The organism is Kitasatospora sp. McL0602 (genome assembly GCF_052076145.1).
In the GTDB taxonomy this organism is placed as follows: Bacteria; Actinomycetota; Actinomycetes; order Streptomycetales; family Streptomycetaceae; genus Kitasatospora.
In genome coordinates this window covers 1,517,797-1,535,168 of sequence record NZ_CP197246.1, presented here as the reverse complement: position 1 = coordinate 1,535,168, position 17,372 = coordinate 1,517,797, and the positions used below count along the sequence as shown (strand labels likewise).

14 protein-coding genes are annotated in these 17,372 nt (G+C 73.9%); 11 read left to right on the top strand and 3 right to left on the bottom strand.

All coding sequences use genetic code 11. The annotated features are described in order from the left end of the window. The first annotated feature begins 41 nt into the window (after nt 1–41). From ACR68M_RS07085 to ACR68M_RS07040, 10 genes are all read left to right on the top strand, one after another. A complete protein-coding gene (locus ACR68M_RS07085; protein WP_441249578.1) occupies nt 42–1,598 on the top strand; it encodes a carbamoyltransferase C-terminal domain-containing protein in 1,557 nt (518 codons plus the stop codon). Beyond that, nucleotides 1,567–2,895 carry an MFS transporter gene (locus tag ACR68M_RS07080; protein ID WP_441249577.1) on the top strand — a complete coding sequence of 443 codons (1,329 nt, stop codon included), beginning with the start codon at nt 1,567–1,569 and terminating at the stop codon, nt 2,893–2,895. The genes ACR68M_RS07085 and ACR68M_RS07080 overlap by 32 nt, the downstream gene beginning before the upstream one ends. After that, nucleotides 2,892–4,244 carry an MFS transporter gene (locus ACR68M_RS07075; RefSeq protein WP_441249576.1) on the top strand — a complete coding sequence of 451 codons (1,353 nt, stop codon included), beginning with the start codon at nt 2,892–2,894 and terminating at the stop codon, nt 4,242–4,244. Before ACR68M_RS07080 ends, ACR68M_RS07075 begins: the two co-directional genes overlap by 4 nt. 44 nt (nt 4,245–4,288) lie before the next feature. Beyond that, a complete protein-coding gene (locus tag ACR68M_RS07070; RefSeq protein ID WP_441249575.1) occupies nt 4,289–5,755 on the top strand; it encodes an amino acid adenylation domain-containing protein in 1,467 nt (488 codons plus the stop codon). Nucleotides 5,756–5,817: 62 nt separating this feature from the next. Next, the gene (locus ACR68M_RS07065; protein ID WP_441249574.1) at nt 5,818–6,072 is read left to right on the top strand and encodes an acyl carrier protein; all 255 of its coding nucleotides are present in this window, start codon (nt 5,818–5,820) and stop codon (nt 6,070–6,072) included. Next, entirely contained in the window at nt 6,069–7,343 is a 1,275-nt protein-coding gene (locus tag ACR68M_RS07060) for an ATP-grasp domain-containing protein (protein WP_441249573.1), read from the top strand. Before ACR68M_RS07065 ends, ACR68M_RS07060 begins: the two co-directional genes overlap by 4 nt. A gap of 69 nt (nt 7,344–7,412) precedes the next feature. After that, nucleotides 7,413–8,087 carry a winged helix-turn-helix domain-containing protein gene (locus ACR68M_RS07055; RefSeq protein ID WP_441249572.1) on the top strand — a complete coding sequence of 225 codons (675 nt, stop codon included), beginning with the start codon at nt 7,413–7,415 and terminating at the stop codon, nt 8,085–8,087. Beyond that, a complete protein-coding gene (locus ACR68M_RS07050; protein ID WP_441249571.1) occupies nt 8,084–9,433 on the top strand; it encodes a sensor histidine kinase in 1,350 nt (449 codons plus the stop codon). The genes ACR68M_RS07055 and ACR68M_RS07050 overlap by 4 nt, the downstream gene beginning before the upstream one ends. Before the next feature lie 75 nt (nt 9,434–9,508). Further along, the gene (locus tag ACR68M_RS07045; protein WP_441249570.1) at nt 9,509–9,814 is read left to right on the top strand and encodes a hypothetical protein; all 306 of its coding nucleotides are present in this window, start codon (nt 9,509–9,511) and stop codon (nt 9,812–9,814) included. Nucleotides 9,815–9,852: 38 nt separating this feature from the next. Further along, nucleotides 9,853–11,514, top strand: a complete 1,662-nt coding sequence (locus tag ACR68M_RS07040; protein WP_441249569.1) for an alpha/beta hydrolase — start codon at nt 9,853–9,855, stop codon at nt 11,512–11,514. Between the two features lie 51 nt (nt 11,515–11,565). Here the strand turns inward: ACR68M_RS07040 and ACR68M_RS07035 are convergent, their stop codons facing one another. From ACR68M_RS07035 to ACR68M_RS07025, 3 genes are all read right to left on the bottom strand, one after another. Beyond that, nucleotides 11,566–12,954: an NAD(P)/FAD-dependent oxidoreductase gene (locus ACR68M_RS07035; protein WP_441249568.1), complete on the bottom strand. Its 1,389-nt coding sequence runs from the start codon at nt 12,952–12,954 to the stop codon at nt 11,566–11,568. Between the two features lie 45 nt (nt 12,955–12,999). Further along, complete coding sequence (locus ACR68M_RS07030; protein ID WP_441249567.1) at nt 13,000–14,640, bottom strand: flavin monoamine oxidase family protein; 1,641 nt, start codon at nt 14,638–14,640, stop codon at nt 13,000–13,002. Between the two features lie 203 nt (nt 14,641–14,843). Next, nucleotides 14,844–15,539: a TetR/AcrR family transcriptional regulator gene (locus ACR68M_RS07025; protein ID WP_441249566.1), complete on the bottom strand. Its 696-nt coding sequence runs from the start codon at nt 15,537–15,539 to the stop codon at nt 14,844–14,846. A 127-nt stretch (nt 15,540–15,666) separates the two neighbouring features. On the opposite strand from ACR68M_RS07025, the gene ACR68M_RS07020 reads away from it, so the two are divergent. Continuing rightward, the gene (locus tag ACR68M_RS07020; RefSeq protein WP_441249565.1) at nt 15,667–17,349 is read left to right on the top strand and encodes an amidohydrolase; all 1,683 of its coding nucleotides are present in this window, start codon (nt 15,667–15,669) and stop codon (nt 17,347–17,349) included. Nucleotides 17,350–17,372: the final 23 nt, after the last annotated feature.

Here is a 17,372-nt window from a genome sequence, read left to right as displayed (position 1 = left end):
GCCCGACCTCCGCTGCCGCGCAGCGCAGAGAGTGACCTCGCATGCTGATTCTGGCGCTCAAGCCCGGACACGACGGCGCGATAGCCGCCGTCCGGGACGGAAAACTGCTGTTCTCCCTGGAAGCCGAGAAGGACTCCGGCCGCCGCTACACCGATCTGACGGTGTCGACCGTGCTGGCCGCCGCCGAACTCTGCGACGAGATCCCCGACGTGGTGGCCCTCGGCGGCTGGTACCGGCGCGGCTCGATCGACCGGCGGATCGGCGCCGGGTACGAGGGGGACGCGATCCAGCGTGACCTGCGCAGCATCTTCGGGAAGAAGGTCCGGTACTTCTCCTCCAGCCACGAGCGGTCCCACCTGATGATGGCGCTCGGCATGGCGCCCGAGAGCAGTGCCGAGCTGCGCACCGTGCTCGTCTGGGAGGGGTACACCGGCGCGTTCTACCTGGTCGACGACCGTCTCGAGGTGGTGGACAAGATCCCGGTGCTCAGCCAGCCCGGGGTCCGCTACGCCTCGCCGTTCGCGATCGCCGACCCCGGCTACCCCGACGACTCCACCGACCAGCGCTTCGAGGACAGCGGCAAGCTGATGGCGCTGGCCGCGTTCGCCGACCCGGCCGACGCGGACCCGGGGACGGTCGCGGCGGTGGACCGCCTGATGCGCCCGGACGCGGTCCTCCCGTTGCCCAAGTCCGCGTTCCGCGACACACCGCTGCACAACGCGGGCCTGACCAGCGCCACGGCCAAGAGCGCAGCGGCCCTGATCAGCCACCGGATCTTCGAGACCTTCCGGGAGACGGCCGAGCGCCGCCTGCCGGCCGGCACACCGCTGCACATCTCCGGGGGCTGCGGCCTCAACTGCGACTGGAACGGGCTGTGGCGCCAGTCGGCGCACTTCTCCTCGGTCTTCGTCCCGCCCTGCACCAACGACTCCGGATCGGCGATCGGCACCGCGATCGACGCGATGTTCCACGAGACCGGCCGCTTCACGCTGGACTGGGACGTGTACAGCGGCCTGCCCTTCGACACCGACACGACCCCGGACCCGGACCGCTGGTCGGCCCGGCCGCTCGATCCCGCACGGCTGGCCGAGGCCCTGTCCGACGGCCGGGTGGTCGCCTGGGTCCAGGGGCGTTGGGAGATCGGGCCCCGGGCGCTGGGCCACCGCTCACTGCTCGCCGAGCCCTTCGACCCGAGGACCAAGGACCGGCTCAACGCCATCAAGGCGCGTGAGGACTACCGGCCGATCGCCCCCGTCTGCCGCGCCGAGGATGTGTCGAGCCTGTTCGACAGCGACTTCCCCGACCCGCACATGCTCTACTTCCGCCGGGTGCGCGGCCGTGAGCTCGGCGCGGTCACCCACGTGGACGGGACGGCCCGGGTGCAGACCGTCACCAGCGAGCAGGAGCCCACCCTGCACCGCCTGCTCAGCGCGTTCGCCGGGCGGCACGGCGCGGGAGTCCTGTGCAACACCTCGCTCAACTTCAACGGCCGCGGGTTCATCAACCGGATGTCGGACCTGGTGGACTACTGCGAGGCGCGGGGCGTCGACGACATGGTCGTGGACGATGTCTGGTACTCCAGGCCCGGCAGCCGGTGAGCCGCTGATGCCCGGCTTCGCGCCACGACGCCGAGCCGACGCCGCGAGCCCGCTGCGGCAGCGCTCCTTCCGGCTGCTCCTGATCGGGCGCACCGCTGTCTCGCTGAGCGACGGTCTGATGCCGGTGGCACTGAGCCTGGCGGTGCTCCAGCTGACCGACTCGGCCACCACCCTGGCCGCCGTGCTCTCCTGCGCGGTCGGTAGCCGACTGGTGCTGCTGCCGCTGGCCGGTGTGCTGGTCGACCGGATCGACCTGCGCCTGGCCGGGCTCGCCGCCGACCTCGTACGCAGCGCCGTCCAGGCGTTGGTCGGTGTCCAACTGCTCTCCCACGCACCGAATCTGACCGTGGTCGCGGTCGCCGAGCTGTTCGCCGGAGCGGCCTCGGCGGTCTCGCTGTGCAGCATGTCCCCCCTGGTCGCCGGGGTGGTGGCCGACAGCGCGGCCCGGCAACGCGCCAACTCCCTGATGGGGGTGGGGCGCAGTGCCACCCTGATCCTCGGGCCGCTGCTGGCCGGCCTCCTGGTGGTCACCGTCGGCGCCGGCTGGGTCTTCCTGATCGACGCCGTGGCGTTCGCGGGCGGCGCCGCCACCTTCACCGCGATCACGGTCGGTCGGCCGGAGCCGTCGCACCGCTCGCTGCGCGCCGATCTGGTGTCCGGATGGCGCCAGGTCTCCTCCCGGGACTGGCTCTGGAGCAGTCTCGTCGCCCATGCCGCCGTGAACTTCGCGGACATGGTGCTGGTCACCCTCGGCCCGCTGGTCGCCCTGCACCACCACAACGGCCGGGCCGTGTGGACGGCGACCGTCCAGGCGGGCGGGATCGGGCTGCTGCTGGGCTCCCTCCTGGCCGGCCGCTACCGGCCCCGTCGGCCGATCCTGGTGGGCAACCTCGTCCTGTCGGCCTGTGCCGTGCCGCAACTGATGTTCGCCCAGTGGCTGCCCGCGCCGCTGCTGGTGGCCGGGTACGGAATCGCCTGGGCCGCGATGGGGTTCCTGAACCCGGTGTGGGATTCGACGGTGCAGGCCGCAGTGCCGCCCGGCGAACTCGCCAAGGTCACCTCCTACGAATGGCTCGCCTCACTGGCCGCCCAGCCGCTCGCGCTGGCCTTCGCCCCCCTGGCCGCCGCGGCCTGGGGAGCCGGTACCGCGATGGCCGCCACCGCGGTGCTCGTCGCCGTGGCCTGTGCGGGCACCGCAGTGGTACCGGGGGTGCGCCGACTGCGGATGGTCGACGGCACGGTGCTGGAGCACGGGGCGCCGCACCGCTCGGCCGAGCCGGCCGGACAGCCGCGGTGAGCAGCGGCGCGACGGTGCGCCGGGTGCTGACCGGGGTGGGGCTGGCGGCCCTGTGCATCCAGTTCGACGCCTTCGCGGTCAATCTGGTGCTCCCCCGGATCGGCCGGGACCTCGGCGGATCCGGTGACCACCTCGGCTGGGTGGTCAGCGCCTACCTGCTCGCCTGCGGCTCGCTGATGCTGGGGGCAGGCCGCCTCGGCGACCTGGTCGGGCACGGCCGCCTCCTGCGCGCCGCGCTGATCGGCTTCGTCGGTGCCAGTGCGCTCTGCGCGCTGGCACCGACCCTTCCGCTCCTGGTCGTGGCGAGGGCGGTCCAGGGCGCGGCGGCCGCGCCGGTCATGCCGGCCGGCCTCGCGCTGCTGAGCCACCGTCTCCCCCCTGGCCCCCGTCAGCGGGCCACCGGTCTCGCGCTCGGGATCGGCGGGCTCGGTACCGCGTGCGGGCCGCTGGTCGGCGGTGTGCTGGCGCAGACGCTCTCCTGGCGTGCGGTCTTCTGGCTCGACCTCCCCTGCGCCCTGGTGGCCGTATGGCTGGTCGGCCCTTCCCCCGCTCCCCGGGGCAGACCGCTGAGTGCGGCGAACCGCGTCGGGCTCGCCTCCGTCACCGTGGCCCTGGCAGCGCTGGCCCTGCTCCTGGACCGTGGCCCGGTCTGGGGCTGGGGGTCGGCAGGCAGCTGCGGCCTGCTGGTCGCAGGGGTGCTGGGCTTCGGACGGTTCCTCGCGGCGGAACGGAGCGGCGGCGACCGGTTGCTCCGGCCGGAGCTGCTCCGGCAGGGCCGGTTCACGGTGCTGACCGCAGCGGGGGCGACTGCCAACGCCGCAACCGTCGTCGTGCTGCTCGTCGTCCCGTGGACTCTGCAGGAGGTCTGGGGGCTGAGCCCGCTCACGGCAGCCGCCGCCTTCCTCGCACCCGCGGCGGGCCTGGCCCTGGCCGGGCCGGTGGCAGGGCTGATCCGGGGTGCGGCGGCCTTTCCGGCGGCCGTGGCCGGTCTGGCAGCCGCCGCCGCTCTGCTGGGAGCCGCAGCAGGAGCCGTCTCGCTGCCGGTGTACCTGACGGCCGCCGCCGGCGCCACGACGGCGCTCGGCCTCACCAACGCCCTCGCCATGACGGCCACTCAGGCCCTGCTGCCACCGGCCGTCGCCGGCGAGGCCGCCGGTCTGACCAAGACCGTGCTCACCATGGCGGCCGGCCTGGGCGTGCTGTTGATCGGCCCGGGGGGCCGGCTCACCCGTGTGCTCGCCGCCCACGCCCTCGGCCGGGCGGGCCTCGCCTGTCTGGTGGCCGCGCTGCTTCTCACCGCCGGACGGCTGGCGACCGGCCGGCCCCGCCCGACAGCCGCTGCGCCCTGAGGCGCAGCTCCCGCCGCACCGGCCGCCCGACCGAGAGGACCGACATGCCCGACCGAGCACCCATCGCCTGCTTCGAGGAGCAGGCCCGCCGCCACCCCCGCAGGATCGCGGTCCGAGCCGCCGACGGAGCTCTCAGCTACGGCGAACTCGACACTCTCGCCGGCGGTTTCGCGGCAGCGGCGGCTGCCGCCGGGCTGCGGCCGGGCGAGCGGGTCGGCCTGCGGCTCACCCGGGGGGCGCGCCTCGCCGTCGCCGTGCTCGGGTGCGCGAAGGCGGGGCTGCCCTACGTGCCGTTGGACCCGGCCTACCCCTCGGAGCGCACCGCGCTCGTCGCGGACCGGGCAGCACTGGCGCTGACGGTCGGGGACGAGGATTTCGACGGCCTGGCCGTCCGGCTGCCCGCCGCCGTGCCCGCCGTGCGGCCGCCCACGCCCGGGGTCGCCTACGTGATCTTCACTTCGGGGTCGACCGGGGTGCCCAAGGGCGTCCCGGTCACCGTCGCTTCGCTGTCCGCACTGTTCGCGGCCACCGACCGGCTCTTCGACTTCGGCCCGGACGACGTCTGGGCGCTGATGCACTCCCACAACTTCGACTTCTCGGTCTGGGAGATGTGGGGAGCCTGGCGGTCCGGCGGCGAGCTCGCCGTGCCGGACCAGCCGACCCTGCGGTCGCCCGACCGCACCGCGCAGTGGCTCGCCGATGCCGCCGTCACCGTCCTGAACCAGGTCCCCACCGTCTTCGGGTACCTCGTCCAGGCGCTGGCCGAGCGCTCCTCGGCGCTGCCGGCCGTCCGGCATCTCGTCTTCGGCGGCGAGGAGCTCTCCGTGCCGGCCGTGCGCCGGTGGCGGGCACTCGGGCACCGCGCCGCCGTGACCAACATGTACGGCATCACCGAGAGCACCGTGCACGCCACCTTCCGGCGCCTGGCCCCGGACGAGCTCCCGCCCGACCACCCCACCCCGATCGGGCGCCCGCTGCCGGGCCTGGCCCACCGGGTCGTGGACGACGCCCTCCGCCCCGTCCGGGCCGGGCACGGCGGGCAGTTGCTGCTCAGCGGGGGGCAGGTCCTCACCGGCTACCTCTGGGACGAGGAGCGCAGCGCCGAGCGGCTCGTCCGGCTGCCGGACACCGGGGAGCAGCGCTGGTACGCCACCGGAGACCTGGTGGTAGAGGAGGCCGGCGAACTCCACTACCTCGGCCGCGCCGACCGGCAGGTCCAGCTCCGGGGCTACCGGATCGAGCTCGGCGAGGTCGAGGCCGCCCTGCTGCGGACCGGAGCCGTCCACGCGGCCACGGTCTCGGTCGCCTCGACCCCGCGGGGTGACCGGCAGCTGGTCGCCCACGTGGTGCCCGCCGCACCGGCGACCACCGCCGACCTGCGCCGGGCGGTCGCGGCTCTGCTGCCGGAGCACATGGTCCCCAGCCGGTTCGTCCAGGTCGAGGAGCTTGCTGTCACGGCCTCCGGCAAGCTCGACCGCAGCCCCACGGCAGCCCACCGCCCGCTGCCTTGAACCCCGCCGACCTCTCTGCCCCACCTGCCCCACCGGCCCCACCCGAAAGGAACCGACCGGTCATGACCATCGACATCCGTCTCGCCCTCGCCGAGCAGTGGGAGGACCTCCTCTTCGTCACGCCGGAGCCGGACTCGGACTTCTTCGCCGACGGCGGCCACTCGCTGCTCGCCGCGGCGCTGTTCGCCCGGCTCTCCGAGGCGTCCGGCACGGAGCTCGACCCGGCGCTGCTCTTCACCACCCCGACCTTCGCCGACCTCGCGGACGTGCTGGCAGGCCTGCTCCCGGCGGACCGGCCCGCCGGGACCGACCGATGACGACCGGACTGCCGGACCGGCCGCGCCTGCTGATCGTCTACGAGGAAGGTGCCGCAGGCGCGGGGGAACTGCTCCGGTCGCTCGGCGACCGCTACCAGCTCTGCTTCGTCGCCGCGGACACGCCGCACACCCGGGCGGTGCTGCCCATCCTGCGGGCGGCCGGGCCGGTGGTAGCGCTGGACGAGTGGCAGGCGCGGCTGACGGAGCTCCGGCGCTGGCGGCCGGACGGCATCACCACCTTCAGTGAGCTCATCCCCGCGACGGCGCAGCTCGCCGAGGCGCTCGGCCTGCCCTACCACTCGCCGGCCACCGCGCACCTGCTCACCGACAAGCACGCGCAGCGGGCCCGGCTGGCGGCCCTGAGCCTGGACAGCACCCGTACGGCGCTGGTCACCGGGCCCGCGGACCTGCTCACGGCCGCCACGGCGGTCGGCCTGCCCGCCGTCCTCAAACCGGTGGTCGGCAAGGGGAGCACCGACACCAGGCCGCTCACCGACGCTGCCGCCGTTGCGCGGGCAGCAGCGACCCTCCACCCTGGCCGGGCCTACGTCCTGGAGGAGTACCTGCGGGGCGAGCCGATCGCCGGCCTGGGCGACTACGTCAGCGTGGAGACCGTCCTCGCACCGGACGGGCCGCGCCACCTCGCCGTCACCGGGAAGTTCCCGCAGGCGGAGCCGTTCCGCGAATGCGGCCAGTTCTGGCCGTCGGGCCTGACCGCCGCCCAGGAACGGCAGATCCACGGCCGCACCGAGCAGATCCTGGCCGCCCTGGGCGTCCGAGTGGGCATCGCCCATACGGAGTTCAAGTGGACAGCGGACGGACCCCGCCTGATCGAGGTGAACGGGCGCCTGGGCGGCTGGATCGCGGAGCTGGCCGGGCGGGCCACCGGGGCGGACCTGCTGACCGTCGCCGCGGACCTGGCCTGCGGGGGCGAGGGCCGGGAGGCCGTCCCGTACGACCGGGCGGGGGTCTGCTTCCAGTTCTGGAACCAGCCGCCGCTGGAGGCCGCCGAGCTCCGGTCCCTCCACGGCGTACGCGAGGTGCGTGCGACCGCCGGGGTGCAGCACTACTTCAACCTGGTGCCGCCCGGCCCGCTGGCCCTTGGGGTGTCGACTCAGCGGCTCGACCTGACCGCCGGTCACGTCGAGTCGCACCCGGCCATGCTGCGGCTCGTGGCAGCCGCGCTGACGCCGCTCTCCTTCACCTTCACGGACGCCTCGGGCCGGCAGTTCACCGAGGCCGCCGAGGCACTGCCGTCGTGGAAACGCTGATCACACTCCAGGAGGGGACAGGCATACCATCACGATTGTGGTGTTTTCAGCCCAGTAGGATGGTCGGTCATGCGTGTACTTGTCCTTGAGGACGATCCCGAGCTCGGGCCCGTGATCGTCAGGGGGCTGCGGGAGGCGGGTTTCGCCGTCGACTTCGCCGCCGATCTCGCCGACGCCGACTTCAAGCTCGCGGTCAACAGCTACGACTGCCTGGTCGCGGACCGCACGCTGCCCGACGGGGACGCGCTCACCCTCCTGGCCGCCCAGCGGAAGGCGGGCTCCACCCTCCCGGTGCTGCTGCTCACCGCGCTCGACGCGGTCACCGACCGGGTGGCCGGCTTCGAGCACGGCGCCGACGACTACCTCGTCAAGCCCTTCGCCTTCGCCGAGCTCAGCGCCCGGGTTCGCGCGCTGAGCCGTCGCGGCCAGCCCGCCCGGCTCCCCGAGCTGAGGGTCGGCGACCTGGAGCTCGACCTGCCGCGCCGCCGGGTGCGGCGGGACGGCGTGCTGCTCACCCTCACCGCGAAGGAGTTCTCGGTGCTGGAGGTGCTGATGCTGCGGGCCGACGAGGTGGTCACCCGTACCGAGCTCGTCGAACGCTGCTGGGACGAGCAGGCCGAACCGCTCTCCAACGTCGTCGACGTCCTGATAGGCCAGCTGCGCCGCAAACTGGGCCCGCCCGAACTCATCACGACCGTGCGCGGCGTCGGCTACCGCATCGGCGACCCGGGCGCCGGCCGGTGAGGTCGCGCACCCCCGCCGTCGCGCGCCTGCACCGCGCCCGGTGGGCGATGACCGTACTCTTCGCCGCGACCACCGCCGTCTGCCTGCTCGTCCTCGCCACCATCGCCGTCCGCACCGACGGCCAGTCCCGGGCCAACGACCTGGACCACGACGCCGTCCACCGCGCCGACGGGCTCGCCCGTGCGGTGTTCTACGACGCCGGCGGCGGGCTGTACCTCGACCCCCTGCAGGACGACGACCTGGCGCGCGGCGCCGACGCGCTCGGTGTCCTCCAGGGACCCGCCGAGGGAGCCGCACAGACCGGAGCCGCGCAGACCGGACCCGAGCAGACCGGACCCGAGCAGACCGGACCCGAGCAGACCGGACCCGAGCAGACCGGCCACGCGCAGGTCAGCCACGCCTACACCTCCCCGGCGACGCTGCCCGACCAGGCGAATCTCGACGAGATCTGGCAGCTCGTCCAGCACGACCAGCAGACCGTCCAGTTCACCGCGCAGGCCGTGGGCGGCCGGGAATTCCACTGGGCCGCCGCCCCGGTCTGGAACGGCGACCGGATCGGCGCCGCAGTGCTGGTCGGCGACGATCCGGCCCAGAGCGAGGCGGCCCACAGTCGGCTGCTGCACTGGCTGGCCCTGGGCTGCGCCGCCCTCGTCCTGGCGGCCGCCGCCGTCGGTCACCTGCTGTCCGGGCGCGCGATGCGACCGGCGCTGCGCGGGCTCGAGCAGCAGGAGCAGTTCCTCGCCGAGGCGGCGCACGAACTGCGCACCCCGCTGGCCACCCTGCGGCTGGTCGTGGAGACCGGCAGCGCCTCGCCCACCCGGGCACCCGCCGCCCTCGACGAGGCCGTCCGGCTGGTCGACCGGCTGGGCCGCCTGGTCACCGGGCTGCTCGCCCGCGCCCGCCTGGAGGCCGGCACCCAGGAGATCGAGCTGACCCGGCTGCGCCTCGACCAGCTGGTCGAGGCGACCGTCGAGGAACTGCCGGACCACACCGGCGTCACCGTCACCACCGAGCCCGCCATCGTCGACGGCGACCCCGAACTGCTCGGCCAGGCCGTCCGCAACCTGGTGGAGAACGCGCTCCGGTACGGCGGCGGCACGCCGGTCGAGGTGACCGTCACCGCAGGCCGGGTCGCCGTACGCGACCACGGCCCCGGGGTGCCGACGGAGGACCGTGAGCGGGTCTTCGAGCGCCGCGTCACCGGAGCCGCCGGTACCGGCACCGGGACGGGCCTCGCCATCGTCCGCTGGGTGGCCGAACTCCATGGCGGCACCGCCCGGCTCTCCCAGGCGCCCGGCGGCGGGGCACTGGCCGAACTGCTCCTGCCGCAGCACACGGGCAGCTGACCCGCGCGGCAGGGCCCGAGTCGTCCTGCCACCAGCCTCATCTTCATCTCATCCGACGCCGGGCAGGGTGGAGCCATGTCCAGCTCCCTCGCCGGTCTCCGGTGGCGCCCGCGCTCCGCCGCACTGCTCGCAATCGTCACGATCGGCATCGCCGCGGTCTTCTGCGCCCTGCCCGTGGACCGGGCCGACGGCCACTCCGGTCCGGCCGCACCGCCCACGGCGCGGGTCCACCAGACCGGCCACTCCCGGAGCGAGACCAGGCAGGTGTCCCTGCCGGGCTCGGGCGCGGCACCTGGCCGGGCCGGGCTCCGCCAGCTCCGGCACCTGTTCGGCGCACTGCACGCGTCCGCGCTCTGCCCAGGCTGCCCCGCCGCGAAGTGACCGTGACGACACCGGCCCGACCCCACCGGAGTACCCCCATGAACCACACCACCGTGCAGCGCGGCGTCCTCGTCCTGGCCCTGGCCGTCCTCGGCACGGCGGCGCTCGCGGGCTGCGGCCCCGACGCCGGGGGCCCGAAGGCGCCGCCCCGGGCCGCAGTGGCCGCAGCAGCTGCGCCCCCCACCGAGCCCGCTGCCCAGGAGTCCCTGCGGGCCTTCTACCAGCAGAAGTTGAGCTGGACCCCGTGCGGCGACCAGCAGTGCGCCACGCTGACCGTCCCGATGCACTACGCGCAGCCCGCGAACGGCAGGACCTTCACCCTGCCGGTGATCAGGACCGTCGGCACGGACCCGGTCAAGCGCCTCGGGTCGCTGGTCCTCGACCCCGGCGGGCCGGGCCAGTCCGGGGTGCGCGACATGAAGTCCGGCGGGATGGCAGCGTTCGGCCCACGGATGCGAGCCTCGTTCGACGTGGTCGAGTTCGACCCGCGCGGTGTGGCCGGCAGCAAGCCCGCCCTCGACTGCGGCTCGCCCGACGACGCTGCCAACCAGGGCGGGCCCGACGACGTGCCGCGCCCGCTCTACCCCAGGACCGACGCTGAACGCCGAGCCGCCCTCGCCGACGCCGAGGCCACCGCCGCCGGGTGCAAGGCCCACAGCGGCGACATCCTGTCGCGCGTCGGGACGTTGGACGTCGCCCGCGACATGGACGTCCTGCGGGCGGCTCTCGGCGACGAGAAGCTCAACTACCTCGGCTGGTCCTACGGCACGTACCTCGGCGCCACGTACGCCGAGCTCTTCCCCCAGCGGGTGCGCGCGATGGTCCTCGACGGCGCCGACGACCCGGCCAAGAACTGGTCCGAGCGCACCATCATGGAGGGCAAGGCGTTCAAGCGGGCCGTGGACGGCTACGCCGACCAGTGCGTCACCGTCGTCGGCGACGCGTGCCCCGCCGCCACCCCGGAGGCGATCCGCCAACTCATCACCGACCTCTACACCAAGGTGGCGCACCGGTCGCTGAAGATCCAGGGCACGTCGGACCGGCTCGACGTACACATGCTGAACACGGCCGTCACCATGTCGATGTACACCCCTGAAGCCCAGTGGCAGCCGCTGTCCGAGGCCCTGAGCGCCGCGCGCCGTGGTGACGGCACGAAGCTGGCCGCGCTCGCGGCGCCGCACCCGGCCGACCAGGCCGACGGTTCGGGGGCCTCCGCGCCCACGGCGTCCCGCCCGGCCGCCCGGGACCGCCGCTCCGACGGCTCCAGCAGCTCCGACGGGCAGGCGCCGGACAACTCCGAGGCCGCGCTGCTGGCGGTCAACTGCCTCGACGTCCCGCACCCCAAGGACCCGCAGGCATACTGGGACGCCCTCGCCCCGGCGGACCGGGCGGCGGGCCCGTTCGGGACGGCCGGCGTGCTCGCCGACCTCAGCTGCAAGGACCTGCCGACCGGGCCCCGGCAGCCGCACCGCGTCGACGCGCCGGGCCTGCCCCCGGTCCTCGTGGTCGGCACCACCGGTGATCCGGTGACCGCGTACGAGAACGCGCAGAGCCTGGCCTCGCAACTCCCCGGGGGCATGCTGCTGACCTTCCAGGGGCAGGGCCACACCGCCTACGGGCGCAGCAACGCGTGCGTGACCGACGCCGTCGACGCGTACCTGGTCGACCTCAAGCCGGTGAAGACCGGAGCGACCTGCTGACCCGGCGCCGCACGGACGGTCCGTACGGACGGCCCGTGCCGGGGGTCGTCCTCAGCGCCCGCTCACCCGGTCGGCGAGGCGGGCCGCCCAGTCGGTGCCGGCCCGGCCGCCGGCCAACTCGCGGCGGTCGGCGCCCCGGTAGACCGCGTACAGGCCGTGGACCCCGAGCCAGCGGAGGGGTTCGGGCTCCCAGCGGCGCACCGGGTGGCCGACCCAGGGCAGCGTGGTGAGCTCGGTGGGGCCACCCTCGCCGGAGTCGAGCCGGATGAGATCACGCAGGGTGCGCGCGGCCAGGTTCGCCGTCGCGACCCCGCTGCCGACGTAGCCGCCGGCCCAGCCGAGACCGGTGGAGCGGTCGAGCTCCACGGCGGCGCACCAGTCCCGTGGCACGCCGAGCACCCCCGACCAGGCGTGGTCGATCGCCGCGCCTGCCGTGGCGGGGAAGAAGCGGACCAGGATCTCCCGCAACGCCTCGATGGTGGCGGCCTGGGTCCGCCCGTCGTTGTCGGTGCGCGAGCCGAAGCGGTACGGGATGCCGCGCCCGCCGATCGCGATCCGGTCGTCGGCGGTGCGTTGCGCATACATGTAGGAGTGGGCCAGGTCGCCGAGGGTCTCGCGGCCCTCCCAGCCGATGGTTTCCCAGACCTCCGGCGGCAGCGGCTCGGTCGCGATCATGGAGGAGTTCATCGGCAGCCAGGTCCGCTTCTGGCCCTTGAGCGCGGCCGTGAAGCCCTCGGTGCAGCGCAGCACGTACGTCGCGCGGACGGTCCCGTGCGGGGTGACGGCGCGTCGCGGTTCGATCGCCGTCACGGCCGTCGACTCGTGGACGACCACACCGAGGCCCTCGACGACGCGCGCCAGGCCCGCCACCAGTTTGACGGGGTGGACCCGCGCGCCGCGCGGGGTCCAGCTGCCGCCGAGGGTGCCGGCCACCCGGATGCGCTCGGCGGACTCGGCCGCGCCCAACAGCACGCGGTCGTGCTCGCCGAAGCCGGTCTCCGCCTCGTGGAAGGCCTTCAGCCGGGCGAGTTGGGCCGGGGTGCAGGCCACCTCCAGCACACCGCCCCGGTGAATGTCGGCGTCGATGCCCTCCGCGGCGGCGACCCGGATCACCTCGTCCACGGTCTCGTTCATCGCGTGCTGCAGTTCCACGGCGGCCCGGTGGCCGTGCAGCCGGGCGTAGCGGTCGCGGCCCGCGATGCCGTTGTAGAGCCAGCCGCCGTTGCGGCCCGAGGCCCCGTAGCCGCAGAACTCCTGCTCCAGCACGGTGATCCGGAGGGAGGGCAGCGCCTTCTTCAGGTAGTACGCCGTCCAGAGCCCGGTGTAGCCGCCGCCGACGACGCACACGTCGGCCGTGGCGTCGCCGGGCAACGGCGCGCGCCGCGCGGGAAGTCCGGTCTGCGCGTACCAGAAGGAGATGCCGCCGTTGACGGTGCTCATGGTGCCCCTAGCCGCTCGTAATCGTTGGTAGTCGTTCGTAGCTGTTCAGATCTGGGTGGTGATCTCGCCCGCGACGCGGACCCCCGAGGCCACGGCGGCGTTCAGGGTGGCGTTGTCCACGTCGGTGTGCTCGCCCGCGAAGTGGATCCTCCCCTCCTGGACGCCTTCGTAGCCGGCGAAGGCGGTGTACTGGCCGACCTTGTAGTAGTGGTAGGCGCCCAGGTGCCACGGGTCGAGGGACCAGTGGTCCTCGTACGCCTTGCCGTTCCAGGCGGCTGTGGTGCCGGGGTAGACCTGCTCGATCTGTGCGAGGAACTGGTTCACGTCGGCGGTCGGGGCCGGTCCGTGGGCCGCTCCGGTGAGGGTGGTGCGGGCGCCGTCGCCGCCGAGGAAGTTGACGAGCAGGGCGGGTGCGCCCTTGGCGCCCAGATCGACCGAGCCGTCCCAGGAGGTCTGGTAGCCGAGCGGCCCGGTGTTGGAGATGCCGTTGAAGCCGAGCGCGGGCCAGGTCTTCCTGGTGACCTGGGTGACGAGCTTGGCGTTCTGCCCCATGCCCTGGCGGCGGATCGCACCGAGCTTCAGGGCGGAGAGGTTGGCCCGGGACAGGTCGACGTTGCGCAGGGTGCTGAACGGCAGGGCCAGCACCACGTGGTCGGCGGGGACCGAGACGGTGCTGCCGTCGTGCTTGAAGGTGCAGGTGTAGCTGCCGTCGCCGTTCTGGCACAGCGCGACCAGCTCGTAGCCCTGTTTGACGGCACCGGTCGGCAGCTGCCCGACCATCCCGCTGACCAACTGGTCGTTGCCGCCGGCCAGATGGAACTTCTCGTCGAAGCCGCTCGCGCCGTCGAAGGTGCTGGACGCCCCGAGGAAGCTGATCATGTTCAGCGCGGAGGACTGCGCGGGCTCACCGCCGGACTGCAGCTGGATGGACTGGATCAGCTGGCCGAGCGGGGAGTTCGCGGGCAGGCCGATCTCGGCGAGGTAGTCCAGGCAGGACAGCTGGTCGATCCGGTGCGCCTCGGCGGTGTAGTTGTCGTACCGGGGGGTGCCGATCGCCTGGTAGGAGGCGCTGAAGGCGGCGAAGGCCTCGGCCGTCCAGTCGGCCTGCTGCTGGTCGCCGTCGTAGGGCGCGCCGTTGATCCGGGCGGCGTAGTCGCCGGCGTCCAGCGCGCCGCCGTTGGCGTACTCGCGCTGCAGGCCCAGGCTGTTGGCGAGTTGGAGGACGGCGGTGTCGGTCGAGCTGATGAATGCGCCGCCGTGCTCGCTGACCTGGCCGCCGGTGAAGAAGCCGCGCAGCGACCAGCAGCGGCCGCCGAGGTGGCTGGTGTCGGCCTCGTAGACCGTGGCGGCGATAGGGTTGCCCCGGTTCCAGAGCTTGTGGGCGCAGCGCAGCCCCGCCAGGCCTGCCCCGACGATCACCACCCGGGGGGCGGTCGCCGCAGTGGCCCGGGTGGGGGCGAGCAGGCCCGCCGGTACGGTCGCGGCGGCGGCGACCGCCCCGGCGGTGCCGAGGAGCCGGCGGCGGCTGAGCACCCGCTCGGCCCGCTCGGCCCGCTCACCGGCGACCTCGGCGACGGGCATCGCGCGGCGGCGCGCCTCGGCGTGGGTGGCGAAGAGGGCGCGCAGCGGCTCGGGGAGGCCGGACCGGTTGCCGGGGATCGCGGGGGAGTTGGGTGCACGGTGCATGAGGTGCCTCTTCTCGTGGGGGCGGCCCCGCTGCGCGCAGCGCGCGGCAGGCGGCAGGTCGAGAGGCTCGCGCGGCGGGGTGGGGCCCGTCGCGTTTTTCGAGTTGCTGGGGAGTGAAGCGCCGGCACATCACTGTTGTCAACACTGTTGCGCAAACCGCTGTCCGAGCGCGCCCCCAGGCGCGGCCACTCCTGGGAGTGGGCTCAGGCCCCGCGGACGCCCTCGGCCTGCTGCTCGATCGCCGTGATCAGCGCCTCGACCCGGGCGTGGAAGATCTGGTCGTGCGTCACCTCGGCCAACTGCTGGCCCAGCCGGGTGATGTGTGGGAATCCGTGCGCGTCCACCAGCCGGTACTCGCGGGTCCACGAGGACTCGTCGGCCGCCCGGACCTCGGGGTCGAAGAGCAGGTAGGCGGCCCGCTGGCCGACGTAGGCCAGCAGTGAGTCGCCGACCATCCGGTAGTGCACGGCCGCGTCGGCGCCGTCGAGACCGGCCTCGGTGACCGCGCCGAGGATCAGCTCGACCACGCGGAACTCGTTGCTGCGCCGGGTGGTCCGGCTGGCCATGATCGAGCTGACCGCCGGGTACTTGAGTGCGACGGCCAGTGAGGCGTCGGCCAGCGCCCGCAGTCGGCCCTTCCAGTCGAGGCCGGGCGGGATGCTGTCCAGCACCTCGCCGAGGGTCCGGTCGGCGACGGAGAGCAGCAGCTCGTCCTTGTCGCGGAAGTGGCGGTAGATCGCGGTCGGATCGGCGCCCAGCTCCTCGCCGAGGCGGCGGACCGTGAAGGCGTCGGCGCTGCCACGGGCGGCGATGCGCAGGCTGGCCTCGATGATCGCCTCGGGCGTCAGCTGGGAGCCGGCGCGCTTGCTTCGGGCGGGGGGTGCGGGTGACTTCGACATGGTGGCGCCAGTGTATCGAGGTGCGGGCAACTTCGCGCAACACTGTTGACAACAGTGTTGCGCTGCCGTTCACTCCTCCTCAACAACACGCCGAGCGGGCCTGCCCGCCGAGCCGGAGGAGCCGTTGATGGCACACACCAGCCCGCAGGTCGACACCGTTTTCGTGGGGGGCCGGGTCTTCACCGGCACCTCGTCGGAGCCGGTCAACGCGGCGGTGGCGGTCGGCGGTGGCGTGATCCTCGCCGTCACCGACGAGGCCACCGTCCGCCTGCTGGCCGACGAGGCCACCGAGGTCGTCGACCTCGCCGGCGGCCTGCTCGTCCCCGGCTTCCAGGACGCCCACGTCCATCCGGCGGTGGCCGGCGTCCAGATGCTGCGCTGCGACCTGGCCGCGCAGCGCTCGGTGGACGGCTACCTCGCGGTGATCGCCCGGTACGCCGAGACCCACACCGACCAGGAGTGGATCCTCGGCGGCGGCTGGTCGATGGACGTCTTCCCCGGCGGCCTGCCCACCCGTGCCATGCTCGACGCCGTGGTGCCCGACCGTCCCGTCCTGCTCACCAACCGGGACGGCCACGGTGCCTGGGTCAACTCGGCGGCCCTGCGACGGGCGGGCGTGGACCGCGACACCCCCGACCCCGTGGACGGCCGGATCGAGCGGGAGGCCGACGGCACCCCGGCCGGCACCCTCCAGGAGGGCGCGATGGACCTGGTCGCCGACCACGTCCCCGTCGCGACCCCCGAGGAGGCGCAGGCCGGCCTGCTCGCCGCCCAGCAGCACCTGTTCTCGCTCGGGGTGACGAGCTGGCAGGACGCCATGATCGGCGCCTTCCCCGGCAACCCCGACAACTACGACGTCTACCTGCGCGCGGCCGCCGACGGCTCGCTCCGGGCCCGCGTGGTCGGCGCCCTCTGGTGGGACCGCGAACGGGGGCTGGAGCAGCTGCCCGATCTGGAGGAGCGCCGCCGCACCGGCCGGGTCGGCCGGTTCAGTGCCACCACCGTGAAGATCATGCAGGACGGCATCGCGGAGAACTTCACCGCGAGCATGCTGGAGCCCTACCTGGACCGCTGCGGCTGCCCCACCGGGAACTCCGGACTCACCTTCGTCGGCCCGGAGTTGCTCGCCGAGGCGGTCCGCGCGCTGGACCGGGCAGGCTTCCAGGTCCACTTCCACGCACTGGGCGACCGCGCCGTGCGGCAGGCCCTCGACGCACTGGCCGCCGCCCGCGCCGCCAACGGCGAAACCGACAACCGCCACCACCTGGCGCACCTCCAGGTGATCCACCCCGACGACCTGGCCCGCTTCGCCGAGCTGGGGGCCGCAGCGAACATCCAGGCGCTCTGGGCCGCGCACGAGCCGCAGATGGACGAGCTGACGATCCCCTTCCTGGGCCCCGAACGCGCCGCCCTGCAGTACCCGTTCGGCGACCTCCAGCGGGCCGGCGCCCGGCTCGTCGCCGGCAGCGACTGGTCGGTGAGCAGCCCCAACCCGCTCTGGGGAATTCACGTCGCGGTCAACCGCGCCGTGCCGGTGGACGCGCCGAACGCCCCGGCCGACCACCGCCCGCGCGAACCGTTCTACCCGGAGCAGGCCCTGACCCTGGCCCAGGCGCTGACCGCCTACACCGCCGGAAGCGCCTGGGTGAACCACCTGGACGACGTCACCGGGACCGTCGAGGTGGGCAAGTACGCCGACCTCGTCGTGCTGGACCGCGACCCCTTCGAGCACCCGGCCGCCGAGATCGGGCTGACCCGGGTGCTGCGCACGTACATCGACGGCCGAGCGGTCTTCACCGCCGACCACTGACGCTCCGAGCGTCACGGCAGGCT

Bases quoted from the DNA above. Each gene is read 5' to 3' on its own strand.
- ACR68M_RS07060 (WP_441249573.1), top strand. From the start codon at position 6,069: ATGACGACCGGACTGCCGGACCGGCCGCGCCTGCTGATCGTCTACGAG.
- ACR68M_RS07085 (WP_441249578.1), top strand. From the start codon at position 42: ATGCTGATTCTGGCGCTCAAGCCCGGACACGACGGCGCGATAGCCGCC.
- ACR68M_RS07020 (WP_441249565.1), top strand. From the start codon at position 15,667: ATGGCACACACCAGCCCGCAGGTCGACACCGTTTTCGTGGGGGGCCGG.
- ACR68M_RS07045 (WP_441249570.1), top strand. From the start codon at position 9,509: ATGTCCAGCTCCCTCGCCGGTCTCCGGTGGCGCCCGCGCTCCGCCGCA.
- ACR68M_RS07070 (WP_441249575.1), top strand. From the start codon at position 4,289: ATGCCCGACCGAGCACCCATCGCCTGCTTCGAGGAGCAGGCCCGCCGC.
- ACR68M_RS07030 (WP_441249567.1), bottom strand. From the start codon at position 14,640: ATGCACCGTGCACCCAACTCCCCCGCGATCCCCGGCAACCGGTCCGGC.
- ACR68M_RS07040 (WP_441249569.1), top strand. From the start codon at position 9,853: ATGAACCACACCACCGTGCAGCGCGGCGTCCTCGTCCTGGCCCTGGCC.
- ACR68M_RS07025 (WP_441249566.1), bottom strand. From the start codon at position 15,539: ATGTCGAAGTCACCCGCACCCCCCGCCCGAAGCAAGCGCGCCGGCTCC.
- ACR68M_RS07065 (WP_441249574.1), top strand. From the start codon at position 5,818: ATGACCATCGACATCCGTCTCGCCCTCGCCGAGCAGTGGGAGGACCTC.
- ACR68M_RS07080 (WP_441249577.1), top strand. From the start codon at position 1,567: ATGTCTGGTACTCCAGGCCCGGCAGCCGGTGAGCCGCTGATGCCCGGC.
- ACR68M_RS07055 (WP_441249572.1), top strand. From the start codon at position 7,413: ATGCGTGTACTTGTCCTTGAGGACGATCCCGAGCTCGGGCCCGTGATC.
- ACR68M_RS07035 (WP_441249568.1), bottom strand. From the start codon at position 12,954: ATGAGCACCGTCAACGGCGGCATCTCCTTCTGGTACGCGCAGACCGGA.